Below are 23,133 nucleotides of genomic sequence, written 5' to 3'. Positions count from 1 at the left end.
GATTACTTGTTGATTAAGGCTTTGGTTTCTTTTATCGTATTTAAATAAGCATCGGTTAAGGTTGGGCCATCAAAAAACGTAACGCCTTGTGCACCGTTGTTTTTGGCATACATAATAGCCTGTTTCAACTCGTCAACCGATTTGAAATCTGGCATATAAATACCCGTATTTATCACGATACCTTCATTCCTTACATCGGTAACCCCTTGCTTTGTAGCGTAACCAATCCAATCGATTTCTTCGTTGTAAAACCCGTGGTAAATCATCGGGTAAACCTCATCGATATCCCATTTATCCCAACGTTGGCGCACCATGTGGTCGGCCATTTCCGGATACGGAAACACTGCCGCTGTTAACAGTTTATTATTGTCGTGTACAATTTTATAAGCATCGTTTACCAAGGTACGAATAGCGTTTAATCGGAAGTTTTTCCACTCCATATCAATAGCCGTGTTTTGACTTTCTCTTGGGTTTTTATGATGGATTTTTTCGAATTCGCTTACACAAACATCGCAATAGCAAAAATCGTATTCCGGTAGTTCTTCGTCTTGAACAAGGTTATATTTTGGCAGTAATCCGATGGGTAAAAAGATGTCCGGAAAACGAATATAATCTAAATGCACACTGGCTATACCTTCAACTTTGGCCAATCCTTCAACCAAAGCTAATATATGGTTTCGAGATGCCTCTCGTGTTGGACACAACCATTGGTAATAGCCCACATACGGACGTGTATCGAAGCACGATTTTCCATCGCGACTCACTTGGTACCATTCCGGATGCTTTAACGCTTCTTTATCTCCCGGCCTGTTTACGGCCATTATCCACGCGTGCACTTTTAAACCTTCGGCTGTTGCAATGGGCACCAAACGCTCTAATTCCTTGGGGTCTGTGCCTGTATTTATTAAAAGTTCATCAATACCACCAGCCTTGTAACGTTTAAATTCTTTGGCATAATCGGCGTCGGATTTGTTTTTATTTGAAGTGATCCAAGTGCCAAACTCAAACGAAGATTCGGTGACGCTTTTTGTAGCAAGTTCCGAATTGGCATCTGTTGTTTCACTCTGCTTTTTTTCTGTTTGATTACAAGCCAATGTGTTACATAAAATTGCGAAAATTAAAAATAATTTTAGTGTTTTCATTTTGTTTCGTTTTAAATCTTGTTGAGCGACTACTTGATATTTTTATAAAGCGCATTGAGCAACTCTTGGTCTTTATCCAAGCTATATTCCCAAAACATGGCACCTCCCAAACCTTTTTCTTTTATGTATTTAGCCTTTAATTGTACATCTTTTGGCGTATCGTACGAAATAAAAATGCTGTCTGTGGCGTTCCATAAATAAGACGCTTTTGCAGATTCGTCATAGCCTTTTTTGTAGTTGCCAGATTTTATTTTTTCTACAATATCCCAATACGGAACAATTATTCCGCCTTCGTTAGCTGGCTCGTACAAACCATCTTTTGTAGAACTTACTTTGGCCCATTGGCGTCCGTAAAACGGAATGCCCATAACCAATTTGTCGGCAGGAACACCCGCTTTTATATGTCTTTCAACAGCTTGAACTCCACTGTTTACATCGTATTTATCTTTTTCCGATGGATGTAAATTAGCATGATGCCCCGTTTGATGCATCCAGCCATTAAAATAATCGTAACACATAATGTTGATAAAATCCAGATGCTTGTGGGCATTTTCCAAATCGGTATGGTTAATGTACGCTTGGTCTGCACCGGTGGCAATGGTTAACAAATAATGGGTGTTGTCTTTCTTGCCTTGAGCATCCAAAGCTTTACGAATGTCGCCTAAAAGCAAGGTGAAATTATCTTTATCTGACGGACGAAAAATATTATCTTCTGCACGCTGCCCCGGATATTCCCAATCTAAATCCACACCATCAAAACCGTGTTCTTTCAACAAATCCACACAGCTTTCGGCAAACTTTTTTCTTGATGATTCAAAAGCAGCCATGGTTGAAAATTGATCGGACCACACCCACCCTCCAACAGAATACAGCACTTTTAAGTCTGGATTTTGTTTTTTAAGACCGATTAAAGTGGCAATTTTTGCGGCATCGGTGTCCAATTCGAATGCTGCTTTACCTTCCACAATATTGGCAAAAGCAAAATTGATGTGTGTTAGTTTTGTAGCATCGATTTTTGAAAAATCATAATCTTCGTAACCAGCTGCGTAGCCGATAATTTTATAATTTTTATTTGACTCTTTTTCGGTTGATTCAACTTTTTTTGGAACTGATTTTTTTTCAGTGCCGTTTGAGCATGCCAAGAAAAGAGCTGCTAATACGATGTATGCTAACTGTTTCATTTATTTACTTATTAAAAAATAATCCGTCTTCTTTTATAACTAATACGTTGTTTGAAAATGGACTTTTCACGGAAATCGTCCATCCAAAGCTGTGGTTTTCGATAGTTGGTTTTATTTCATGGCCATCAATACTAATTTTAGGCATTTTTAAGTCATTAACTGATGCTGCCGAAACTTTATTGGCCCTGTAATACGCCTTGTTAGCGCGAAAAAGTTCGTATAACCTCCATTTGATTTTTTCATCATTTGGCATTGTGAAGGTGGTTTTGCTACCAACTTCTTCCGAAGAAAAATACACATAACCCCAAGTTTCCGGTAGATGCATATTGATAACACCCGTTGGTGACCACACCCAATTGTACTCGGGTAAAAATTTACCGTTTTCATCTTTTTTACGAGCATATTTGCCATTTGTAATGTCGTGGTCCCAATTCACTCTTGAAAAATTTACTCGATAAAACTGGTCTCTCGGTACATTATCTTGATGGTACGCAGTTCGTAAATCCTTAAACGGAATGGCGATTTCCATCGTCCAACTTTTATCGATATCATTTGGATTGTTTAGTGTGCCATCAACAGTTACAGCCGATTTTAAACCGGTATAATTCCAGTCGTTTAAGGCCACATTATCAGCTTCGCGATAAGGCTTGTTAATAAACAAATCCCAAACCGTGTTGAGTGCATTTATTTCTAATTCGTAATAGTTATGTGTATCGCCGTTAGTGTCTATAAACACTTCAAAATCGTTGTTAAAAAAAACAATGGCATCGCGTTCGGTAATATCGCCCCAAACGTGTGGTTCTTTCATTTCGACTAAAATGTAATAGTAGTTTTCATCCCAAAGCATTTTTACATTGGTTTGATATTTCGGGATTTTATCGCCTTCAATATCAATAAAGTTTTCAGTCCATTCTGCTTTTTCCCAAACGGCTTCATCTCCTTTACCATCAATAGTTATAGGCTCCGGAATTTTATGCGCCACATAAGTTTGTGGGATAATTTCTTTTTTGGGTTGTGCATAACTCAACATGCTCCAACAACTAAAAATCACCGTTAAAAAGTTAAATTTCATATTCATTTTAAAAACTTTAGGCACTTTTAACTTTAAATACTACACGTACTTTTTTCTACAAACTATTGTCTTTTGTAAACTGAATCACTTCGCTTAATTTCCCGTAAGCCAATCCTACAACGGTATCGGCCGCTCCGTAATAAATGGCCAATTTATCTTCTTTTTCATCATGCAAAGCGGCGCACGGAAATACCACGTTTGGCACATCCCCCATCAATTCGTAAGGTGCCGCCGGCCCTAATAAATAGGGTTGTGTTCTGTATTTTACTTTATCGGGTTCGTTTTCATCCAACAGTGCCGCACCCATAGCATAGCGAAATCCGTTACAGGTTGTAATAACCCCGTGGTAAATCATTAACCAACCTTCTTTGGTTAAAATAGGGATTGGGCCTGCGCCTATTTTGGTGCATTGCCACGCGCTATCTTCAAAAGCGGTTGCCTTCATCACGCAGCGGTGTTCGCCCCAATATTTCATGTCTGGGCTGTAACTAACATAAATATCGCCAAATGGTGTGTGTCCATTATCGCTTGGGCGACTTAACATGGCGTATTTTCCATTGATTTTCTGTGGAAAAAGAACCCCATTTCTGTTAAAAGGTAAAAAGGCATTTTCGCATTGAAAAAATTCCTTAAAATCGAAAGTATAGCCAATGCCAATAGTTGGCCCGTGATAGCCGTTGCACCAGGTAATCCAATAACGGTCTTCAATGAATACCACCCGCGGATCGTACTTATAGTCCGATTCAATCATATCGGTATTTCCTGCTTGCATTTTAATGGGCTCGTGATTGATTTCCCAATCGATACCGTTTTTACTAAAGCCCGCAAAAATATTCATTTGTACCGCTTTATTATCACACCTAAAAACACCGGCATAACCATCTTCAAAAGGCACTACGGCACTATTGAATATACTGTTTGAGGTTGGAATACTATATCTGTCTATTATAGGGTTTTCGTTATGGCGCCATATAACATCTTGACAATTTTCAGGTTTATCCTGCCACGGAAAAGGTCTGTTTTGCATTTTTTAATTTTTTATATGAGAGAATTCTTTTTTATAATTTGTTTACCGTTCATTCGATTGCCTCGAATTAATATAACAAAAATACAACCCCTAATTTTAATTCTTATACTTTTTTACTTTATCTAACCAAGTGAATTTTAATATTATGGAGGTTATGGCAAAAACCAACAAAGCCCACAAAGTTTTTGGATAATCTCTTACTATAAAATAAATAGGCAGTAAAATCATGCTAGACTGCCAGATTACACCAACAATACAATTCATCATATCGCTTATAAAACCCTTGTTTTTTGTAAACGATTCGTCTTCTTTTTTAAGTGCTTTATATACGGGATTCCACCAACCCCATGGCCTTACATTGCTGTAAAAACTTTTTAAGATTTCCATATTGGTTGCTGGCGTAAGCCACGTGCCTAAAAACGACCCTAAAAGCGATACAAAAAATATAATAGGAAATATATAAATAGCTGGTATTTGTGCTAAATCGTGAAGCCAAGTACCAACTTCAAAATTAGCCTTGTTTTGATCTAATAAAAACTGAAGGGTTGCAATAATTAACCCCGCTAACATACCCCAAAAATAGCCCCATCCGTTAAAACGCCACCATATCCATTTTAAAAAATTTGCCGCTACATAACCGCCAAAAAGCGCACTGGTAATCCATAAGGTTAATGAATTTATGGAGTCTGCGAAGAACCCCATAATCACACCAACAATTACCAAAGCAAATGATGCCAAATGGCTTGCTTTTATATAATGTTTTGGCGAGGCTTCGGGTTTAAAGTATTTTTTATAAATATCGTTTACAATGTAGGCAGGACCAGAATTTACAAATGCTGAAAAGGTTGACATAAACGCCGCTAAAAGTCCGGCCAACAACAAGCCCTTTACGCCCACAGGCACATGAAAATTAATTACTTTTGGAAGAATAATTTCCAAATCGTTAGACCCTATACTTTCCAATGCACCCAATTCTGGGGTTAAAAAAACCAAAGCAATAACAACAATACCACCAATTAATAAGTAACGCGGAATAAAAAGCACTAAGTTGGTAAAACCACTCATGTAGGCCGCTTCTTTAACCGAGCGTGTCGATAAAATACGTTGCATATCGTAACTTGGTGTGGGGCCCGCAATACTTGCAAAAATGCCCTTAAATAAAGACATGCCAATAAATGCCCCAAACATTTTATAACCTTGGGAATCTATTAAATCGTTAAAAGCCTGTAGTTTCCCGTCCCAGAAACCTTCAAGTTCCATCCCAAATGCCAGTGAAGTCCATTCATCTGGAATAACCGCTGCAATTTGCGCATCAGAAATGGTTACAAAAGCGTAAACAGCTACCAAAATACCAGCCAAAACCATAATGCCGTATTGTAAAACCTCGGTGGCAACAACCGAAAACATACCACCTTTTATGGTGTAAATTGTGGTTAGGAAAATAATAATCAAGGCATAGCTTTGTTCGGACAGCAAGAGGGTGCTATTGCCCATGTTAAGCGTTAAATCCCAGGGTAAAATAATGGTCATAAATTTACCAACGCCCTCAAAGAAATACGCGATAAAACCAATCGATGCCACAATTGCAAAAATCGCGACTATTAGATGTGATGCTCTACCGGCTTTATCATCACCAAAACGGGTTAAAATCCATTCGGAGCCCGTCATAATATTCGAGCGGCGAATCCAAACGGCAAGAAAAATCATAATAAAGATTTGGTTCCAAATAGGCCAAATCCACATAAACATAAAGCTTTTGGCACCGTATAAAAACAGGATGCCCACCATCCACGCTGTTCCAGAAACATCGAACATTCCCGAGCCATTGCTCAACCCTAAATAATACCATTTGATACTATTTCCGCCTAAAAAATAAGAATCTAATCCTTTTGAGGCCTTTTTAGAAATCCAAATACCTACACCTAAAGTTAATACAATGTAGATTACAATTATTGATACATCAATGATATCCATTTGAGATTGGTTGTTAGTTGGTTAGTTTTTAGTTATTGGCCGTTCCCCAGTTTTTATTGGGCTCGCTTCCCATAACAAATTTCAAGGTACCACCTTCCATAATTTGGCTATGTAAAATTGTGGTTTGATTAAAATCTGTGCCATTTAAGGTTGCCGATTGTATATATATGTTTTTATCTGAAACGTTTTCTGCTTCAATTACAAACGATTTCCCTTCGGAAATAGCAATGCTTGCTTTTTCGAAAATCGGGCTTCCAATTTCGTATTCAGCGGAAGCGGGATTCATAGGATACAATCCAATAGAACTTAAAGCATACCACGCGCTCATTTGTCCGCAATCCTCATTACCGCTCAGTCCGTTTGGCGTTGTGTTGTACTGCGTATCCATAATATGACGTGCCCAATATTGTGCGCGCCAAGGTTGGTTGGCATGATTGAACATGTAAGCGATATGATGACTCGGCTCGTTACCATGGGCGTATTGCCCGATAAGTCCCGTAATATCTGCGGAGATATTATCGCCGGTAATTTCAGAGCTTTCGGTAAACAGTTGCTCCAATCGGTTGGTAAAAGTGTCGTTGCCACCATGCAGCGTAATCAAATCATCTACAGCATGTGGCACAAACCAACTGTGTTGCCACGCGTTACCTTCGGTATAATCGGTTTGTTCTCTGTGGTTGGAGTGTTTGGGGTCGAAAGGTTCGTTCCACGATTTTCCATCTTCAGATTTACCGCGCATAAATCCTGTTTCGTTATCAAATAAATATTCGTAAGCTTTTGAACGATTCAAGAAAAACTCGTAATCGTCATTTTTCCCTAAAGCTTTCGCCATTTGCGCTACACACCAATCGTCGTATGCATACTCCAAAGTAATGGTAACCGATTCGTCTATTAAATTGTACGGAATATAACCGTGCTTTTTATAATGATTCAATCCGCGTTCGTCTTGCATCATTGTGGTTTTCATGGCTTCAAATGCTTTTTCGGCATCAAAACCACGAATGCCTTTTAGGTAGGCTTCAACAATAACCGGGATGGAATGGTAACCCGTCATCGTATTGGTTTCATTGGCATAGAGCGTCCAAACGGGTAAAATATTTTTGGTTTCGTAATAGGCCAACATGCTATTAATGATGTCTGAAACCTTATCGGTTGCCACAAACGTTAACAGCGGATGTTCGGCCCGAAACGTATCCCAAAGCGATAGTGTGGAGTAAGCGGTGTAATTCTCGGCTGTTACAATCTCATCGTTTTCTTTTCTGAATTGTCCGTTTTTATCGCTAAAAGTTACCGGTGCCACTTGTGCGTGGTACATAGCGGTGTAAAATATGGTTTTTAGCGAGTCGATTGGAGTTTCAACTTCAATTTTTGTTAAGGCTTCATTCCAAGTATCTTCGGCTTCATTTTTAACCGTATCGAAATTAAAATCGCCTGTTTCCAGATTGTCTTTAGCGTTTTCAATACTTACGGAAGAGAGTGCTACTTTGGTGAATAATTCAGATGAATCTTGAGCATCAAAAAATAATTGGGCTGATGTTTTTATGCCTTCGGAAGTTGTATTCTCAACACGATTTCCATCGGTATAAATATGATGCTTTGTTATGGGTTTTGAAAACTTAGCCACAAAAAACACTTTTTGGTTTGCCGCCCAACCTTTGCTGAATCTATAGCCGCTAATGGTATGTTCGTCTTCAATAGTTATCGAGGTTTGTAGCGCTTTGTCCCAATTAATGGCAAAGCCTAAATCGATCACCACAGATTGTGTATCGTTTTTATCAAAAGTGTATTTGTGGTACGCCGTTCGTAAGGCGGTTGTTAACTCAACATTTACGTTATGGTCTTCTAAAAACACTTGATAATAGCCCGGTGATGCTTTTTCATTTTTATGACTGTACTTGGATTTGTAGTTTAAAGAATCGCGCGATAATGGTGTTGGCGACAAATCAACCTCTTTATTTATGGGCATAAACAGTATATCGGCCAAATCGCCAATACCCGTTCCGCTTAATGCCAAATGGCTAAAACCAACCGCAATGGAGTCGGAATAATGATAGCCCGAGCACCAATCCCACGCGCTAATACCATTTACGGGCGTTACTTGAAGCATCCCAAAAGGCACAGTTGCCCCCGGATAGGTATGCCCATGACCACCCGTTCCAATAAACGGTTCGACATAAGCGGTGTTTTTCAATGTGTTCTGAACTGGCTTTCTATCTTCTTTTTTACAAGAAATAAAAGCAACGAAAACAAGAATTATAACGGTGTATTTTTTCAACATTTTAAATCGTTTTTATAAATTAAATAAATATCTTCAATTTTAACGGCGTGGTTAAGTATTTTAGACTAATAACAGCGTAGCATAGCTAAACAACAAAAACATGTGCTCTTTTGATTTACCACTAAGATAGACATATTGCTTTTTTCTTTAATAAAACCCGCTTTTTAAAAAGAATTAAATGGCTGCTATTTTTTACAAGATAATTAAAACTAACCACATTTTTATTTCAAAAAACCATAAATAATTAATGCTTTTGATGCAAAAAAAGTATTGGTTGTGGTTTGATTATTAGTAGATTTCAAGCAAATATATCCTTAATTTTGGTGCGTAGTTTATGATTATGTTTTGAGTTAGTCACATAATTTAATCAAATTAATTATGAGTTTTTCATGTAGTTTTTAAAGGGCAAAAATCTTCTTATTTTTTGCCCTTTATTTTTTATTCTTCAATTAATTCCAATACACTTAAAACAGGCCTGTGGTCTGATGCTATGTCCTCTTCTATAACTTTGGTTTCAATGACGCGCCATCTATTTGCTGGTCTGTATAAAATATAATCTATTTTAATTTTTGGATTTACCGCTGGATAGGTTGGTGTGTTTTCCGAAAATGAAGGCGTCCACGCTTTATAAAGAATCCGCATGGTTTCGGTTTCCGGAGTTGCATTTAAATCGCCTGCTAAAATGGTGGGCACCTCATCTTTGGTAAAAATAGCATTGATTTGATTGGCTTGATTTATTCTATCGGTTTCATCGTTGGTGTGATCTAAATGTGTACCCACAAACCTAATGGTATCGCCGCTTTTAATTTGCACATTCATTTCCAATGCGGCGCGGGGTTCTTTATTCTCTCTCGCGTTCAAGGCATGGTTTTTTGTACTTACAAATGAATTTTTAGACAACACACCTTCTCCATATTCGCCACCATCAAAAGGCATGGCTTTGCCAAAAATACCGACCATTTTTGTACGCCAACCCAACTCGGTTACCAAATCCATTTTTAAAACACGGTTGCTTTTAAAATCCACTTCCTGCAATGCTACTAAATCGGGTTTGGTATCGCTTATAATTTTGGCCAATAAATCTAAATCAAACTGTTTTGAAGCAGCTACCGTTTCGCCGTGGTAAATATTATAGGTTAGCACTCTTACAACGCGCGACGAATGGACACTGGTTTGCGCATAGGCCACGGAAAACAAGATGGTGCATAAAAATCCTAAAATATATCTTTTCATTTTAATCGTATTTGTGGTATTCATATTATACCGATTTTCTGTTTAATCCGTAACTCTTTTGGCCAAAAGATTTAATGTGCTTTTGGCATCGGTCAATACTTCTTCTAAATTATCGGGACTTGTTGTAATGTTAAATTGGGCTACCACATTGTTTAAATGATCTAATTCATCCAACATGCCTTTAGCTTGTAAGTCCTCTCTAAGAATTCTAATTTTTTCGGCATCTTCAATACCATCACGAAGTGTTTCGAAACGAATGGAACTTCGATTATCGGGATACACGATGTAGGTATCGCCCGCTGGCCATGTTCTAAAGCGTGAATCCTGCAATGGGTTTTCTACCCAACTATTGTATGCCCAACGTAAGAATCCGTCAAAATCGGCAGCCATCGTGTACCAACCAATAAACACACCTTCTGCGGGCGGTGAAAAGGTAAAGGTATTAGGGAACGCATCCGAACAGCACACATAATGCGTACTGATGTGGTTTTTCGCTCTGCGACTAACCAAATCTTCTTCGTCAACTGGGTGTCCAAAAGCAACCGACATATCCTTTAATTCGTTAGGGTAAAGTTTATAGCTTTTATGGTTATCGGCAAACGATACCCCAAATTCTGGTGCGTGTTCATTCAGTAATTTTAGCATCGCCTTCATCTCCTTTGGTCCGCGTTCGTCCATGGCAATTCGGGTTATGCTGCTCCAACCTTTTGTTTCTATATGGCCTTTAAAATCTTTTAAAAATGGCACCCAAATATCCTCATAAGCTTTTGTACCGGGTTCGGCTTTTATTTTAATTTCCTTGTTTTCGGCTTCATCAAAATAATAAAACTCATTGCCCCAGGGCACCATCGAGTAACAACTAATTTGCTTTTTCACACCCAAATCCATCATAAATTGCACCCAATTGTCAAAAACGGTAAAGTCGTACTCCCAAGTACCATCGGATTTCTTTTTCCAATCAATCATCGCTTCAAACTGATCAAAGGTTTGTCCGCCCCACGGCCGCTTGTTTAAAGACACGGTAATTACTTTTTGTCCCGCATCGGCGAGTCGTTTCATCAATGGTTTTAACACATCCCAATGCGCTTGAGACCAAGGCTCAACATTGTGGTAACGCGCCAAAGCAAATGGGTTTTGCCATAAATCTAAATGAAACTTCCAATCGGTTGCCGGTGGCAAGGTTTTGTCGATCACATTTAAAGTAAATTCGAATTTTTTAGAATCTTGTCCGTCTATTTGTAATGTGAATACGCTTTTATATGTCCCACTTTTCGCATCGGCAGGCACATCAATAGTAACCCAAATAGGTCTGGTTTCTTGGGCTTTTATGTTATAGGAAGTTATGGGCTCTAAAACATCGGCAGCTAAAGACGCATCAAAATCCTCGGGTTTTCTATAGCCACAACCGTTTGCAAATTCATCAGTAATCACGTATTTCACAAAACTGATTTGTGCTGTGTTTGAAGGCAAAATATCACCAGAATCGGATTTAAACTCTGAAATTTCGGTAAACACATTATGTGTGGAATCGTTGCTCCAAAGCACCAATTGCGCTGATAAACGCTCACCTTTCCAAGCTGTTCCCGTCCAAGTATTTTTTTGTTGAATTTTAGGAATGACACTTTTTACAAAACGATGGTTTGTTGTTGCTATCGATGCCTGTAGTCCTTTTGGTAATTCCGACCAATTTTCGGTGGTGCTAGGCGATGGATCAATAGGCTCTTGATAGGTTTGAGCTATTAAAACCTCCTTCTTTTGACAACTAAAGGAGATTAAAGCAACACTGAACAAAAATAGTATACGATTCATTATAATAATTTTAGAAATAAACTTTTAGTACGGTTTCGTTATCTGGCCAAGGCACCATTTGATTGGTGTTGGTATTTGTAGGCATTTGAGCGTTTACCGCTCGCAAATAGTTTCCTAATTCGGTAGCAAATTCTTTAAGTTTTTTAGTTTTTTTGAATGCTAAATTGGAAGTTTCCCCAATATCTTCAGCAATATTAAATAACTCGAAACGGCTATCTAAATGATAATAAATGAGTTTCCAATCGCCTTTCCGCATGGTACTTGTTGCACCAATTCCCGGTCCCGCTGGCCCCCAATTATTTGGATAATGCCAAAACAAAGCCCTGTTATTGTTATCTTGTTTTTCGCCTTTTAAAATAGAGGTGAAACTTTTTCCATCGGTGGTTTGAATTGTTTTATAATCTTCAATTCCAGCGAGTTCAGTAATGGTTGGAAAAAAATCTTCAATAATAACAAAATCATCGGTTTTAGAGTTGGCTTGGGTTACTCCCGGCCATTTTACAAGCATTGGTTCCCGAATACCGCCTTCGTGCACAGATCCTTTTCCGCTCGACAAAGGTTTATTATGGGTATGCTTTTCGCCGCCTCGGGCTACAGCGCTTAAGCCGCCATTGTCTGACATGAACAAAATAATAGTGTTATCTGCAATCCCTTTTTCCTCCAAATGATTCATAATATCGCCCAGACTTTTATCCATACCTTCTATTAACGAGGCATATCTAGCTTCAATGGGGTGCAAGCCTTTGTCTATGTATTTTTGCTCGAATCTCGGGTCGCCTTGAATGGGCGTATGCACCGCATAATGCGACATGTAAAGGTAGAACGGTTTGTTGTTTTCAATAGCCTTGTCCATAGCCAAAATGGATTCTTGGGTTAAAGCTTCGGTTAAAAAAATATCTTTACCGTGGTATTTTTCTAAACCGGGGACGTCCCAAACACTATTTTTATCAAGTTGTTTTTTAAAGTTTTTAGTACCATAATAACTCCCTGGTGCGCCGGCAGCGTGTCCTGCGATGTTAACTTGAAATCCCAAATTTAAAGGGTTTTCCCCTGGTGTTCCCAAAGCTCCAAAGTGTGCTTTACCACTGTGGATAGTAAAATAACCGTGAGCTTTTAAAATTTGCGGCAAAGTGGTTACATGGACAGCGCGTTCAATACTATCTGTTGGCTGAATCCCATTTAGATTCCATTCCGGCATAGCCAAACCTTTTGGTGGATTTACTGCTGAAACACCTCTGTTTAATGTCCAATTAGTCACACGATGCCTCGCAGCGTTCATTCCGGTCATTAAGCTTACTCTGGTTGGTGTACAAACGGGTGTTGCGTAGGCTTGGGTGAATTTCATTCCTTGGCTTGCAAGCCGTTCCATGTTTGGGGTTTGGTAACGGTTGTTGAATGCTGTTTTCTCTTTCCAAAACGGTACAGATGTGTCTTGCCACCCCATATCGTCTATCATAAATAGAATGATATTTGGTTTTTCTTCAACAATTGGCGTTTCTTTTTTATCCGATTTACAGGCTGTAAAAACAGTTAAAAACAAAATACATAATACTGCTTTTTTCAACGAATTAATCATGCGCTATAACATCACCTTTTAATATTTTTTTATCGATATTTGGTGCTTTATACCAAACTGTTAATTCATTTCCACCTGTAGATTCGTGGTATTTTACAGTTAGCGGATGCCAGCCTTTTTTTAGGGCAACCATACCGTTTCTTAAAACAGCAGCGTGGTTTCCGCCATTATCAACCACTAATTTATCGCCTATAAATAGCAAACTACCGTCATCAGATTTTGTTGCGAACTCGTACAAGCCATCAGTTTCGGCATTAAAATAGCCTTTAAAAATCATGGAAACATGATCGCTGTTTTCATAGCCTTCCAAATCGATATTGCTTACGGCTTTAAATTCTGCGGATTTTGGCTCGTTAATATCATCGACAACCTTAAACATTTTTCCGCCCACCCAACGTTTTAAAGCACCTGTTTTTGGGCTTACATTAACGGGCTGTAAATAGGTTTGTTTTTCTATGTAAGCAGTTTTAATTTCGCTGGGGTTATCGCCACGATACGCAATAGTGTTTAGCGTTTTAGTTTCTGTAAATTGAATTGGAGCCGTATATTTTGTCGATGCTTTTGATGGTTTACTGCCGTCTAAAGTATAGTAAATATCCATGCTTTCAAGCGGTGTTTTTAAGGTGATGGAAACCGTATCTAAAAAAGCCACTTTGTTTTTTAATCCGACAACGGACGGAATGTAATATCTAATATCTAAAGCATCCAAACGTTTGTACTGCACATCCATTCTATTTTGAAAATCATCAAAATTCTTGTCTTCTTTTGAAGTCCAACCTGTTTCGGCCAAAGCCAACATTCGCGGAAAGGTTTGATACTGTAAGCGCTTAAAATTAGGAATACGCTCGGACCATAAATTAGCCTGTACGCCAATAATTTGTTTTGCCTGCGCCTGTGTAAATTCTTCAGGAACGGGTTCGTAATTATACACCTTATCTAACGGAGTGGCATCGTTTAAGAAATCGAAATAGTATTCAAAATCCGGACAAATGATAATATCATTCCCGTTATCGGCAGCAATATTTCGCATTGTTGGAGCCCAATTGCGCCACCACATCATGGTTGCATCTTTGGTTAGACCGCCTTCAACAATTTCGTCCCAACCAATTAATTTTTTGCCTTTCGTTTTTAAAAAGGCTTCAATATCCCTGTTAAAAAACGATTGCAATTCGTGCTCGTTTTTCAGATTGTTGTCTTTAATGGCTTTTTGGCAACGTGGGCAGTCTTTCCAAGATTGGATATTGACTTCGTCGCCACCAATGTGGATGTAATCGGACGGGAATAAATCGGCGATTTCTGATAAGATATCTTTTGCAAATTCATAGGATTTTTCTTTTCCTAAACAAGCTGGCATTGAAAAATGCTCGCCCCAGCCCGCCTCGTCGGTACACGATAAAAAAGGATAATTATCGATGGCCGACTTAAAATGCCCCGGCATATCAATTTCTGGAATCACTTCAATTTGCCTTTCTTCCGCGTAAGCGATAATTTCTTTAATCTGCTCTTGTGTAAAAAAACCACCGTACATGCGTTTTCCATCGCGCTCGTGATAATGCTGCTCGTCTATAATAAATGAAGGATCGGTTTTTGCGAGTTCCTTACACTCTTTGTCGTGCGAACTTTCAATACGCCACGCGCCTTTTTCGGTTAACAACGGATATTTTTTAATTTCAACACGCCACCCTTGGTCGTCGGTTAAATGCATATGATATACATTCAATTTATACAGCGCCATATAATCCAAAAAGGTTTTAACCTCATCGATGCTAAAAAAATGTCGACTAAAATCCATATGCATCCCACGCCAAGAAAAACGAGGTTGGTCGTTAACCGTAATGGTCGGTACCAACCAGTTTTGTTCTGTGTTATTTGTGGTTTCAATTGCTGGTGGCAATAATTGGCGCAGCGTTTGCACGCCATAAAAATACCCCGCAGCATCGCTCGCTTGAATAATGATTTGTTTGGGAGTGACTTCCAAATGATACGCTTCGGCCTTTAGATTTTCATCTTTTACAAAAACAACCGTTGCTTTTTCTTTTGAAATGACTGTTGCCAATGGAAAACCTGCAGCCTTTTCAAACAAATCTGACAGATAGGTTGCTGCCGGTTTTTGCTCTTCACCTGCAACAAAAATCGACGTGTTTTTTGAAAACAAAAATGATTGTTCACCTAAAACCAATGAGGATGGTTTTGGCACAATAGAAATCTGATTTGCTGTGAACGTTTTTGATGTTTGCGTACAACCAACCGACATTACTGCTACTAAAGTTAACAATAAAAAATGGCGCATGTCTTTACTTTTTAATATGTAAAAATACTAGATACTTAAAACGATTACTACAAGTTTATTACCCTTTTGTAATACTTATTTTACTCTGTGTCGCTTGCTTTTGCAGCATAATCTTTACTGATTTTTATCAAATCTTCTTTTGAGCTATTTTCAAAAGGAATTAAATAAAAGCCGTAAACATGTTTCTCATAACTTTTTAACTGATACTTTTCTTGTGGTTTAGAGTACCAACTGTCGTCTCCAGCGACACCGCGCTGATCGAGGTCGAGATTTAATTGAATTAAATCTTTTTCTTTAATGTCGTTAATGTGCTTTGAAGCGTTTATTTTAGGAATACCATCTATTCTGTATTTCTCGTCAATGCTTCCTGTACCGGCGTACTCCAAACCTTCGGTGGTATCAAAATCTTCATTTTCCATGTGCAATGCACTTATGCCCAAACCTTCAAATGTATTGGTTGCCACAGCCAACAAACCGTTGTTGTTACTGTTTGAAAAGGCGGTCCAGCGCACATCGGTTTTATAGCCGTTGTCTTGCGGACGAATGTACGGCACGTATTGATCTGAAACTTTAGATTGGTACAAATCTATAAACGCCGAAGCTTTTCTATCTTGATAATTTTCCCATGGGCCACGACCAAAATACGTCATATTATCGTATTCCTTTTTAATTTGCATGCGCATGCCCACACGCGGAATATCGCCCTTGTATTCGCTTTCGTTTAGCGTGTTGTCTATTTTAACGACGCCATTGCTGTAAAAGGTGTAATTTGATACAAAAGTGGTTTCCACTCCCGGTAAATTATAAGTAACCAATAGTTGCACCTCACCATTTTTTAATTGCGAAAGCGCTACTTTTTTAACTTCTGAAAACAAGGATGCCTTTTTCCACTCAATATTTCTTATTTGCATTTTGTTACCAAAATCGTTGTCGGTTACACCACGCCAGAAATTCGGTTTTGGACCTTTCCCGTCTTTTAAAAGCTCGTTTCCTTTATAATTATATGAAGTGATTCTTCCTTTTGATTTATCAAAAACAACTTTAAAATCAGAATTTGAAATGGCAATTTCATCTGCTTTTTGCTCAACTTTTATTGAAGCTGTTAAAGGGATATTTACTATTTCCTTTTCAAATTTATTACTTAACGGAATTTGCTCGCGTGCCACCTCGAACCCTTTTGGCAATAAACTCCAATCGGTTTTGGTGGTTGCCGACAAGTGTATAAAATACTCGGTATTTTTATTAAAATCAATACCGTCCAGACTTACACGGATAAGTTTTCCGGTATTGGGTTCAATACTGATGGTTTCAAATTCGATGGTTTTTAGAATGTCGCCATCGGCCTTTATGGTTGCAGTAATATCAAAATTTTCAAGATCGGTAAAGTCGTATAAATTTTCAACTAAAACCCGTAATTCGTTGTGTCTATTTAATCCTTTGCTTTTAAAATTGATGAATTCGTGCGCCTTTTTCACTTCGTGCAAACCGGGTTGTGGCGTACGATCAGGAAACACGATGCCGTTGTTTAAAAAGGTATTATCAGATGGCATATTTTCGCCATAATCGCCACCGTAGGCATAAAAACGTTCGCCATTTTCATCGGTTTTCCAAATGGATTGATCTACCCAATCCCAAATAAATCCACCTTGTAAATTATCGTAAAGCTCGATAATATCCCAGTAATCTTGAAAATTACCGGTGCTATTTCCCATGGCATGCGCATATTCGCTTGGGATAAACGGTCTATCGGTTTTAGATTTTCCTATTTCCTCAAATCTTGCCGGACTTGGGTATTGCGGCACGATAATATCTGTGTTGGTATCCATATCGTACAAACTACCGTCGTAATCTTTATAAGGACGCTCGTACTGTACCGGTCGTTTTTGTTTATCGGCAGCTTTCATGGCATCGTAACCCGCAAAAAAGTTGATGCCGTTTCCGGCTTCGTTACCCATAGACCATATAATAACAGACGGGTGGTTTTTATCGCGTTCCACCAATCTCACCATTCGATCTACGTGTGCTTTTTCCCAACTTTCTTTTTTAGCCAAAGAATGATTTCCGTAGTACATACCGTGCGATTCGATATTGGCTTCATCAACCACATACATACCGTAAATATCGCAAAGTTCGTAAAAGCGTCGCTGTTGCGGGTAATGACTTAAACGTACTGCATTAATGTTATTTTCTTTCCAAAGCTTAATGTCTTTCATAATGAGTTCTTCAGGCACCACATGACCCGTTTCGGGGTTTGTTTCTTGGGTATTCACACCTTTAAGGGTAATACTTTTGCCGTTTACAAGCAGCAGTCCGTTTTTAATTTCAACGGTTCTAAACCCTATTTTAGTTGGAATAACTTCGAGAACATTGCCTTTTTTATCTTGAACTTCTATGATTAATTCATACAAATTTGGATGTTCTGCACTCCATGGTTTAACAAGCGGTATTACGGCATTATAGTTAACCTCCATTCTACCATTTGAACCCACGAGTACTTTTAAATCTTTTGAGCTGATTTGTTTTTGGTTTTCGTCGAGCAATTGAAAACCGACTTGAACATTTTGATTTTTTGAAAAATGATTTTTTAAAGACACGCTAACATCAAGCAAACCATTTATGTTTCCTTTATCGAGTGTTGCCGCAGCTTCAAAATCCTCAACCCTCACTTTTGGCTGTGCATACACATACACACTGCGCTCTATACCGCTAATTCTCCAAAAATCCTGACACTCTAAATAGCTTCCATCTGTCCATCTAAAAATTTGGATGGCAATGGTATTGTTACCCACTTTTGCTGCTTCAGTAATATTGAATTCCGCAGGTAATTTACTGCCCTGTGAGTAGCCAATATACTCACCATTTAACCAAACAAAACCGCCCGATTTCATGGCACCGATATGTAAAAAGAGCTCTTTATCGCCCCAGGAATCATCAATTGTAAAATCTCTGCGGTAAGAGCCTACCGGATTGTAGTTGCTTGGTACTTTACCAGGGTATTTAGGATAAATATTATCAACCAACTCCATATCGTCTGCAATGGGTGCTTTATAATCGGCAAACTCGTATTGGTGATTAACATATATGGGGATGCCGTAACCTTCTACCTCCCAATTGGATGGCACTTTAATATCGTCCCAACTTGAAACATCCTCCGAAGGGTTCATATAGGTGGTTGGTCGGTCGTTCGGGTTTCTTACCCAAATGAATTTCCATAAACCGTCTAAGCTTTGCCATAATCCATTCGCTCTGTTTAAAGCATCTTGTTTGGTGGCGTACGATGTGAAAGACGCATGAGCATCTAGTTTGTTTTCACTTATAACCTGCTCGTTTTCTATATAATACTTATAATCTGTTATAGGGTTTTTACTTTGGCTGTTTACTGAAAAAGTTAAAAAAAGAACAGCAATAACTAAGGTGTTTTTTAAATTCATAAATTAGGATTTAATTTAAAATTACAATATAAAAAAGAGAATATAATTGGTGTTTTTATTAATTTGTAAAGATACCACTTATGTATAAAGTTTACCACAAGTTTTTTCACCTTATATGGTACTATTTTATATCTCTTTAATTAAAATATAATGTTGCTATTTGTTATTATTTAGAATTATACAATTCGAAAGTGGTTACAACAAAACCATGATCTGAAGGATACATTATTTTTTTATCGTTAATTACAATAGGTTTGTTGAAGAATACGTGATACGTTTCAGATTTAACCGCTTTAAGATTTGTACCCTTATAAAAAATATAATCGATTCTGTGCGAATCGTCTTTATCCTCTGTGTCCCACGTAATTCCCGGATGTGTTATAGGATTTGGATGTAAGGATCTGTAGGTATCAATTAATCCTAATTTTTCTAATGCTACGGTGGTATTCCATGGCACTACCAAATTATTATGAATGGTTTTGGTGTTTTCGCCCCAATCTAAATGTGATGGTGTATTCATATCGCCACCAAATATCATGGGTACGGAATCGCTGTCTTTGGCATACTTCTTTAAATAGGGCAATACATTTTGAAACATGGTGTAACGCGTTTCCGTTTTTTCCCATTCAAGAATCTCTTCGGCCGTTTTACCCATGTTTTCTGGTGCATCATCCCAAGGTAAATAATGAAACCAATTGGAAAAAAATCGAATCTTTTGATTGTTGATTATGATTTCACGGCCACCTAAATAAAAGGGATATTTAGTGTCAATTCGATTTCCAAACGGGTATTTTGAGAAAATTGATAGGTTAGTTCCTTTGTCATCTAAAGGCGTTCCTTTTGGCGCAATTAAATGAAAATTATATCCTAAAGCATCCGCTATATCTTTACCGGAACCATAAGTTTCTACCATTAAAATAACATCCGGATCAATTTCTTTTATAATCGCAATAGCGTTTTCCTTTCCATTGGAAATATCGTTGGCACCATGTAAGATATTCCAGGTCATAACTTTAAAGCTATTAGGATGTTCTTTTTTACAATTAGTAAATAAAGCGACTAGAATAAGTAAGAAAAGTATCCGCATAACGATGTAATTTATTTTAAAATACCACAAAAATGGATTTTAATTCAAAAAAAACCAATGTAACAAAAAACCACTGTTCATCAAGTACTTATCAAAAAACATTGACGAAAAACATGTATTTCGTCCGGTTTTTTTGCATTTCATAGAGTTTTTTTTAAAATATTATTTTATATTAGCCACCTAAATTCATTAACTAACCCCAAATCTAATGAAAAAAACTACTCTCATTATTGTGCTGTTTACATTAATGGCGCAATTAACTTTCTCTCAAAACATTAGCAAACTTAAAGCTGAAAAATATTTATCAACTAAAGGCGAGGTTACCTTTACTTTTATAGTAGATAGTGAGAATGATATTGATAAACACACTAAAGATTTTTCAATTGTACATTATGACCCTAAAACAAAAATTGTTAAAGCCTGGGCAAATGAAAAACAATTCAGAGTATTTGAATCTAAAAACATTCCTTTTGAAGTACCAAAAAGTGAAAATGAGGTTGATGTATCGTTTATTTATGACAACCCTTCAAATACTAAGAAAAGTAATTTAACAGCAAAAAGTCAAGCCAATACGCTTACTTTTCCTGTTTCCAGTTATCCTACTTATGCACAATACGCCCAACAGATGCAAGATTTTGAAGACGACAACCCAACGTTAGTCCAAAAATTTAGCATTGGAACAACTACTCAAGGTGATAAAGAATTATTATTTGTAAAAATCTCTGACAATGTAGGTACCGATGAGCAAGAACCTAAATTGATGTTAACTTCATCAATGCACGGAGATGAGATAGCTGGCTACCCGATGATGCTGAGTTTAATAAATTATATACTTACTGTTTATGCGGATACAGGTCATTCTGACCATGCCCGGGTAAAAAACCTAGTAGAAAATGCTGAAATTTGGATTAACCCAAGCGCTAACCCAGACGGAACTTACCATAACAGCCCAAGTAACACTTCGGTTGCTAGTGCCAGAAGAGGTAATGCCAATAATGTAGATTTAAACAGAAACTATCCAGATAACGTTCAAGGTGCGCATACCGATGGGAATGCTTATCAAGTTGAAACTTTAGCTTTTATGGCTTTGGCCGATGCCAATCATTTTGTTATTTCTGCCAATTTTCATGGTGGGACTGAATTAGTAAATTATCCGTTTGATAATGCGTATACAAGCCAATACACACATCCTGATGGTGATTGGTTTGAATATACAGGCATAGAATATGCAACACATGCACAAAATGATAGTGATGCAGCGCCGTATAACGACACAACATATATGACAGCTGATGATGATAGCAATGTTTATCCAAGCCCAGGTGTTACACACGGAGCCGAATGGTACCGGGTATACGGTGGTCGACAAGATTATATGAACTTTTACCATCAATGTAAAGAAATTACAGTTGAGTTGTCTGATGTTAAAATTTTACCTGAAAGTCAATTAGATGATTACTGGTATTATAACAGAGATGCTTTATTAGATTTTTTAACACAAGGTATTTATGGGTTTACAGGAGTTGTTAAAGATGCGAATACAAATACGCCAGTTGAAGCTACTGTAACTATTGTTGGTCATGATGCTTACGGATCGCACACAGTTACCGATATTTCACATGGTGATTACTATAGACCCATTAAAGGCGGTGGAGACACTGACCCAAATACGCTCGGAGATAATAATGCAACGGCGACTTACGATATTCTTTTTGAAGCACCTTGTTATCAATCATTTACATTAACAAATCAAAGTATTGCAAATGACCAAAAAGTCGTTTTACCAGATGTTTTACTAGTTCCAGCTTCAGCAAGTGGACCATCCAATCTTGCTACTTCAGATATTTCAGATACATCAGCAACAATTAGCTGGGGGGCTATATATAGCGCAACGTTTGATTACAGATTTAGAGAAGTCGGTGCACCAAGTTGGACAACTTTAAGCACTAGTAGTGCTTCCGAAGGACTTATAGGTTTAACACCGTCTACTCAATACGAATTTCAAGTACGGAGCACTTGCAACAGCAGCACTTCATCCTACTCTAGTTCAATGCTTTTTACAACTACCGCTTTACCAACTTGTAGTGGACCATCAGTTTCTTCATTTCCTTATTCACAAGATTTTGAAACTGATTTCGGTTTATGGGTTCAAGATGAAACAGACGATATTGATTGGACAAGAGATTCAAATGGTACACAATCTAATAATACCGGGCCAAGCACCGGTGACGGAGACACATGGTATCTTTACACAGAAGCTTCAGTAAACGGAACAGGGTTTCCAAGTAAAACCGCAAATTTAATTAGTCCTTGTATAGATTTTACGGGTAAAAACAATTCTCAGATTTCGTATAGCTACCATATGTATGGAGGAGACGTTGGATCGCTTAGAGTCGATGTTAGTACTGACAATGGGTCAAATTATACAACTTTAAAAACATATACAGGAACTATTGGTAATTTTTGGAATCAAGATTTTATTGACTTAAGTTCTTATGATAATCAAGTAATAAAAATAAGATTCAGCGCCACAACTGGTTCTGACAATACTAATGGCTGGGGAAGTGATATAGCAATAGACAAGGTTAATTTAACTGCTAGCGATGCTTCTACAACCTGGTATCAAGATGCAGATTCAGATACTTTTGGAAACCCATCTGTAAGTCAAGTGGCCGCCTCACAACCTGCAGGCTATGTAGCAGATAATACAGACTGTGACGACAACGATGCCAACATCAACCCAAATACCGTATGGTACCTGGGCGTGGACAGCGACAGCGACGGGTTCTTCGGGAGCCAGTTGACCGCGACCCAGTGCACTTCGCCGGGAGCCGGCTACTCCACCGATGCGCCGACCGTGGACGACTGTGACGACAACGATGCCAACATCAACCCAAATACCGTATGGTACCTGGGCGTGGACAGCGACAGCGACGGGTTCTTCGGGAGCCAGATTACCGCGACCCAGTGCACATCCCCGGGAGCGGGCTACTCCACCGATGCGCCGACCGTGGACGACTGTGACGACAACGA

Annotated in this window: 13 protein-coding genes; 1 reads left to right on the top strand and 12 read right to left on the bottom strand. The window is 38.2% G+C overall.

The genetic code is table 11. The annotated features are described in order from the left end of the window. Window positions 1–2: 2 nt before the first annotated feature. The 12 genes from RNZ47_RS14785 to RNZ47_RS14730 form a co-directional block, all read right to left on the bottom strand. Window positions 3–1,142: a glycoside hydrolase family protein gene (locus RNZ47_RS14785; RefSeq protein WP_311942028.1), complete on the bottom strand. Its 1,140-nt coding sequence runs from the start codon at window positions 1,140–1,142 to the stop codon at window positions 3–5. 29 nt (window positions 1,143–1,171) lie between these two features. Next, on the bottom strand, window positions 1,172–2,323 hold the full coding sequence (locus RNZ47_RS14780; RefSeq protein ID WP_311942025.1) for a glycoside hydrolase family 18 protein: 1,152 nt from the start codon (window positions 2,321–2,323) through the stop codon (window positions 1,172–1,174). Window positions 2,324–2,327: 4 nt separating this feature from the next. Continuing rightward, window positions 2,328–3,401 carry a carbohydrate-binding family 9-like protein gene (locus RNZ47_RS14775; RefSeq protein WP_311942022.1) on the bottom strand — a complete coding sequence of 358 codons (1,074 nt, stop codon included), beginning with the start codon at window positions 3,399–3,401 and terminating at the stop codon, window positions 2,328–2,330. 49 nt (window positions 3,402–3,450) lie between these two features. Continuing rightward, a complete protein-coding gene (locus tag RNZ47_RS14770; protein ID WP_311942020.1) occupies window positions 3,451–4,422 on the bottom strand; it encodes a glycoside hydrolase family 130 protein in 972 nt (323 codons plus the stop codon). Window positions 4,423–4,518: 96 nt separating this feature from the next. Then, the gene (locus RNZ47_RS14765) at window positions 4,519–6,396 is read right to left on the bottom strand and encodes a sodium:solute symporter family protein (RefSeq protein ID WP_311942018.1); all 1,878 of its coding nucleotides are present in this window, start codon (window positions 6,394–6,396) and stop codon (window positions 4,519–4,521) included. 28 nt (window positions 6,397–6,424) lie between these two features. Beyond that, window positions 6,425–8,671, bottom strand: coding sequence for a GH92 family glycosyl hydrolase (locus tag RNZ47_RS14760; protein WP_376717830.1), 2,247 nt, complete (start codon window positions 8,669–8,671; stop codon window positions 6,425–6,427). A gap of 441 nt (window positions 8,672–9,112) precedes the next feature. Continuing rightward, entirely contained in the window at window positions 9,113–9,907 is a 795-nt protein-coding gene (locus RNZ47_RS14755) for an endonuclease/exonuclease/phosphatase family protein (protein ID WP_311942013.1), read from the bottom strand. 42 nt (window positions 9,908–9,949) lie between these two features. Next, window positions 9,950–11,716: a DUF4091 domain-containing protein gene (locus RNZ47_RS14750; RefSeq protein WP_311942004.1), complete on the bottom strand. Its 1,767-nt coding sequence runs from the start codon at window positions 11,714–11,716 to the stop codon at window positions 9,950–9,952. Window positions 11,717–11,726: 10 nt separating this feature from the next. Further along, window positions 11,727–13,280 carry a sulfatase gene (locus tag RNZ47_RS14745; protein ID WP_311941993.1) on the bottom strand — a complete coding sequence of 518 codons (1,554 nt, stop codon included), beginning with the start codon at window positions 13,278–13,280 and terminating at the stop codon, window positions 11,727–11,729. 4 nt (window positions 13,281–13,284) lie between these two features. Further along, entirely contained in the window at window positions 13,285–15,582 is a 2,298-nt protein-coding gene (locus tag RNZ47_RS14740; RefSeq protein ID WP_311941977.1) for a family 20 glycosylhydrolase, read from the bottom strand. Between the two features lie 80 nt (window positions 15,583–15,662). After that, window positions 15,663–19,013, bottom strand: coding sequence for a glycoside hydrolase family 2 TIM barrel-domain containing protein (locus RNZ47_RS14735; RefSeq protein WP_311941963.1), 3,351 nt, complete (start codon window positions 19,011–19,013; stop codon window positions 15,663–15,665). A 166-nt stretch (window positions 19,014–19,179) separates the two neighbouring features. Further along, window positions 19,180–20,022, bottom strand: coding sequence for an endonuclease/exonuclease/phosphatase family protein (locus RNZ47_RS14730; protein WP_311941953.1), 843 nt, complete (start codon window positions 20,020–20,022; stop codon window positions 19,180–19,182). 286 nt (window positions 20,023–20,308) lie between these two features. Here RNZ47_RS14730 and RNZ47_RS14725 point away from each other — a divergent pair. Beyond that, window positions 20,309–23,133: M14 family zinc carboxypeptidase (locus tag RNZ47_RS14725; protein ID WP_311941946.1), on the top strand; the 2,825-nt coding region annotated here is incomplete at its 3' end.

The organism is Hwangdonia seohaensis, assembly GCF_031932625.1.
Taxonomy (GTDB): domain Bacteria; phylum Bacteroidota; class Bacteroidia; order Flavobacteriales; family Flavobacteriaceae; genus Hwangdonia; species Hwangdonia seohaensis.
This window is presented reverse-complemented; position numbering and strand designations above follow the sequence as displayed.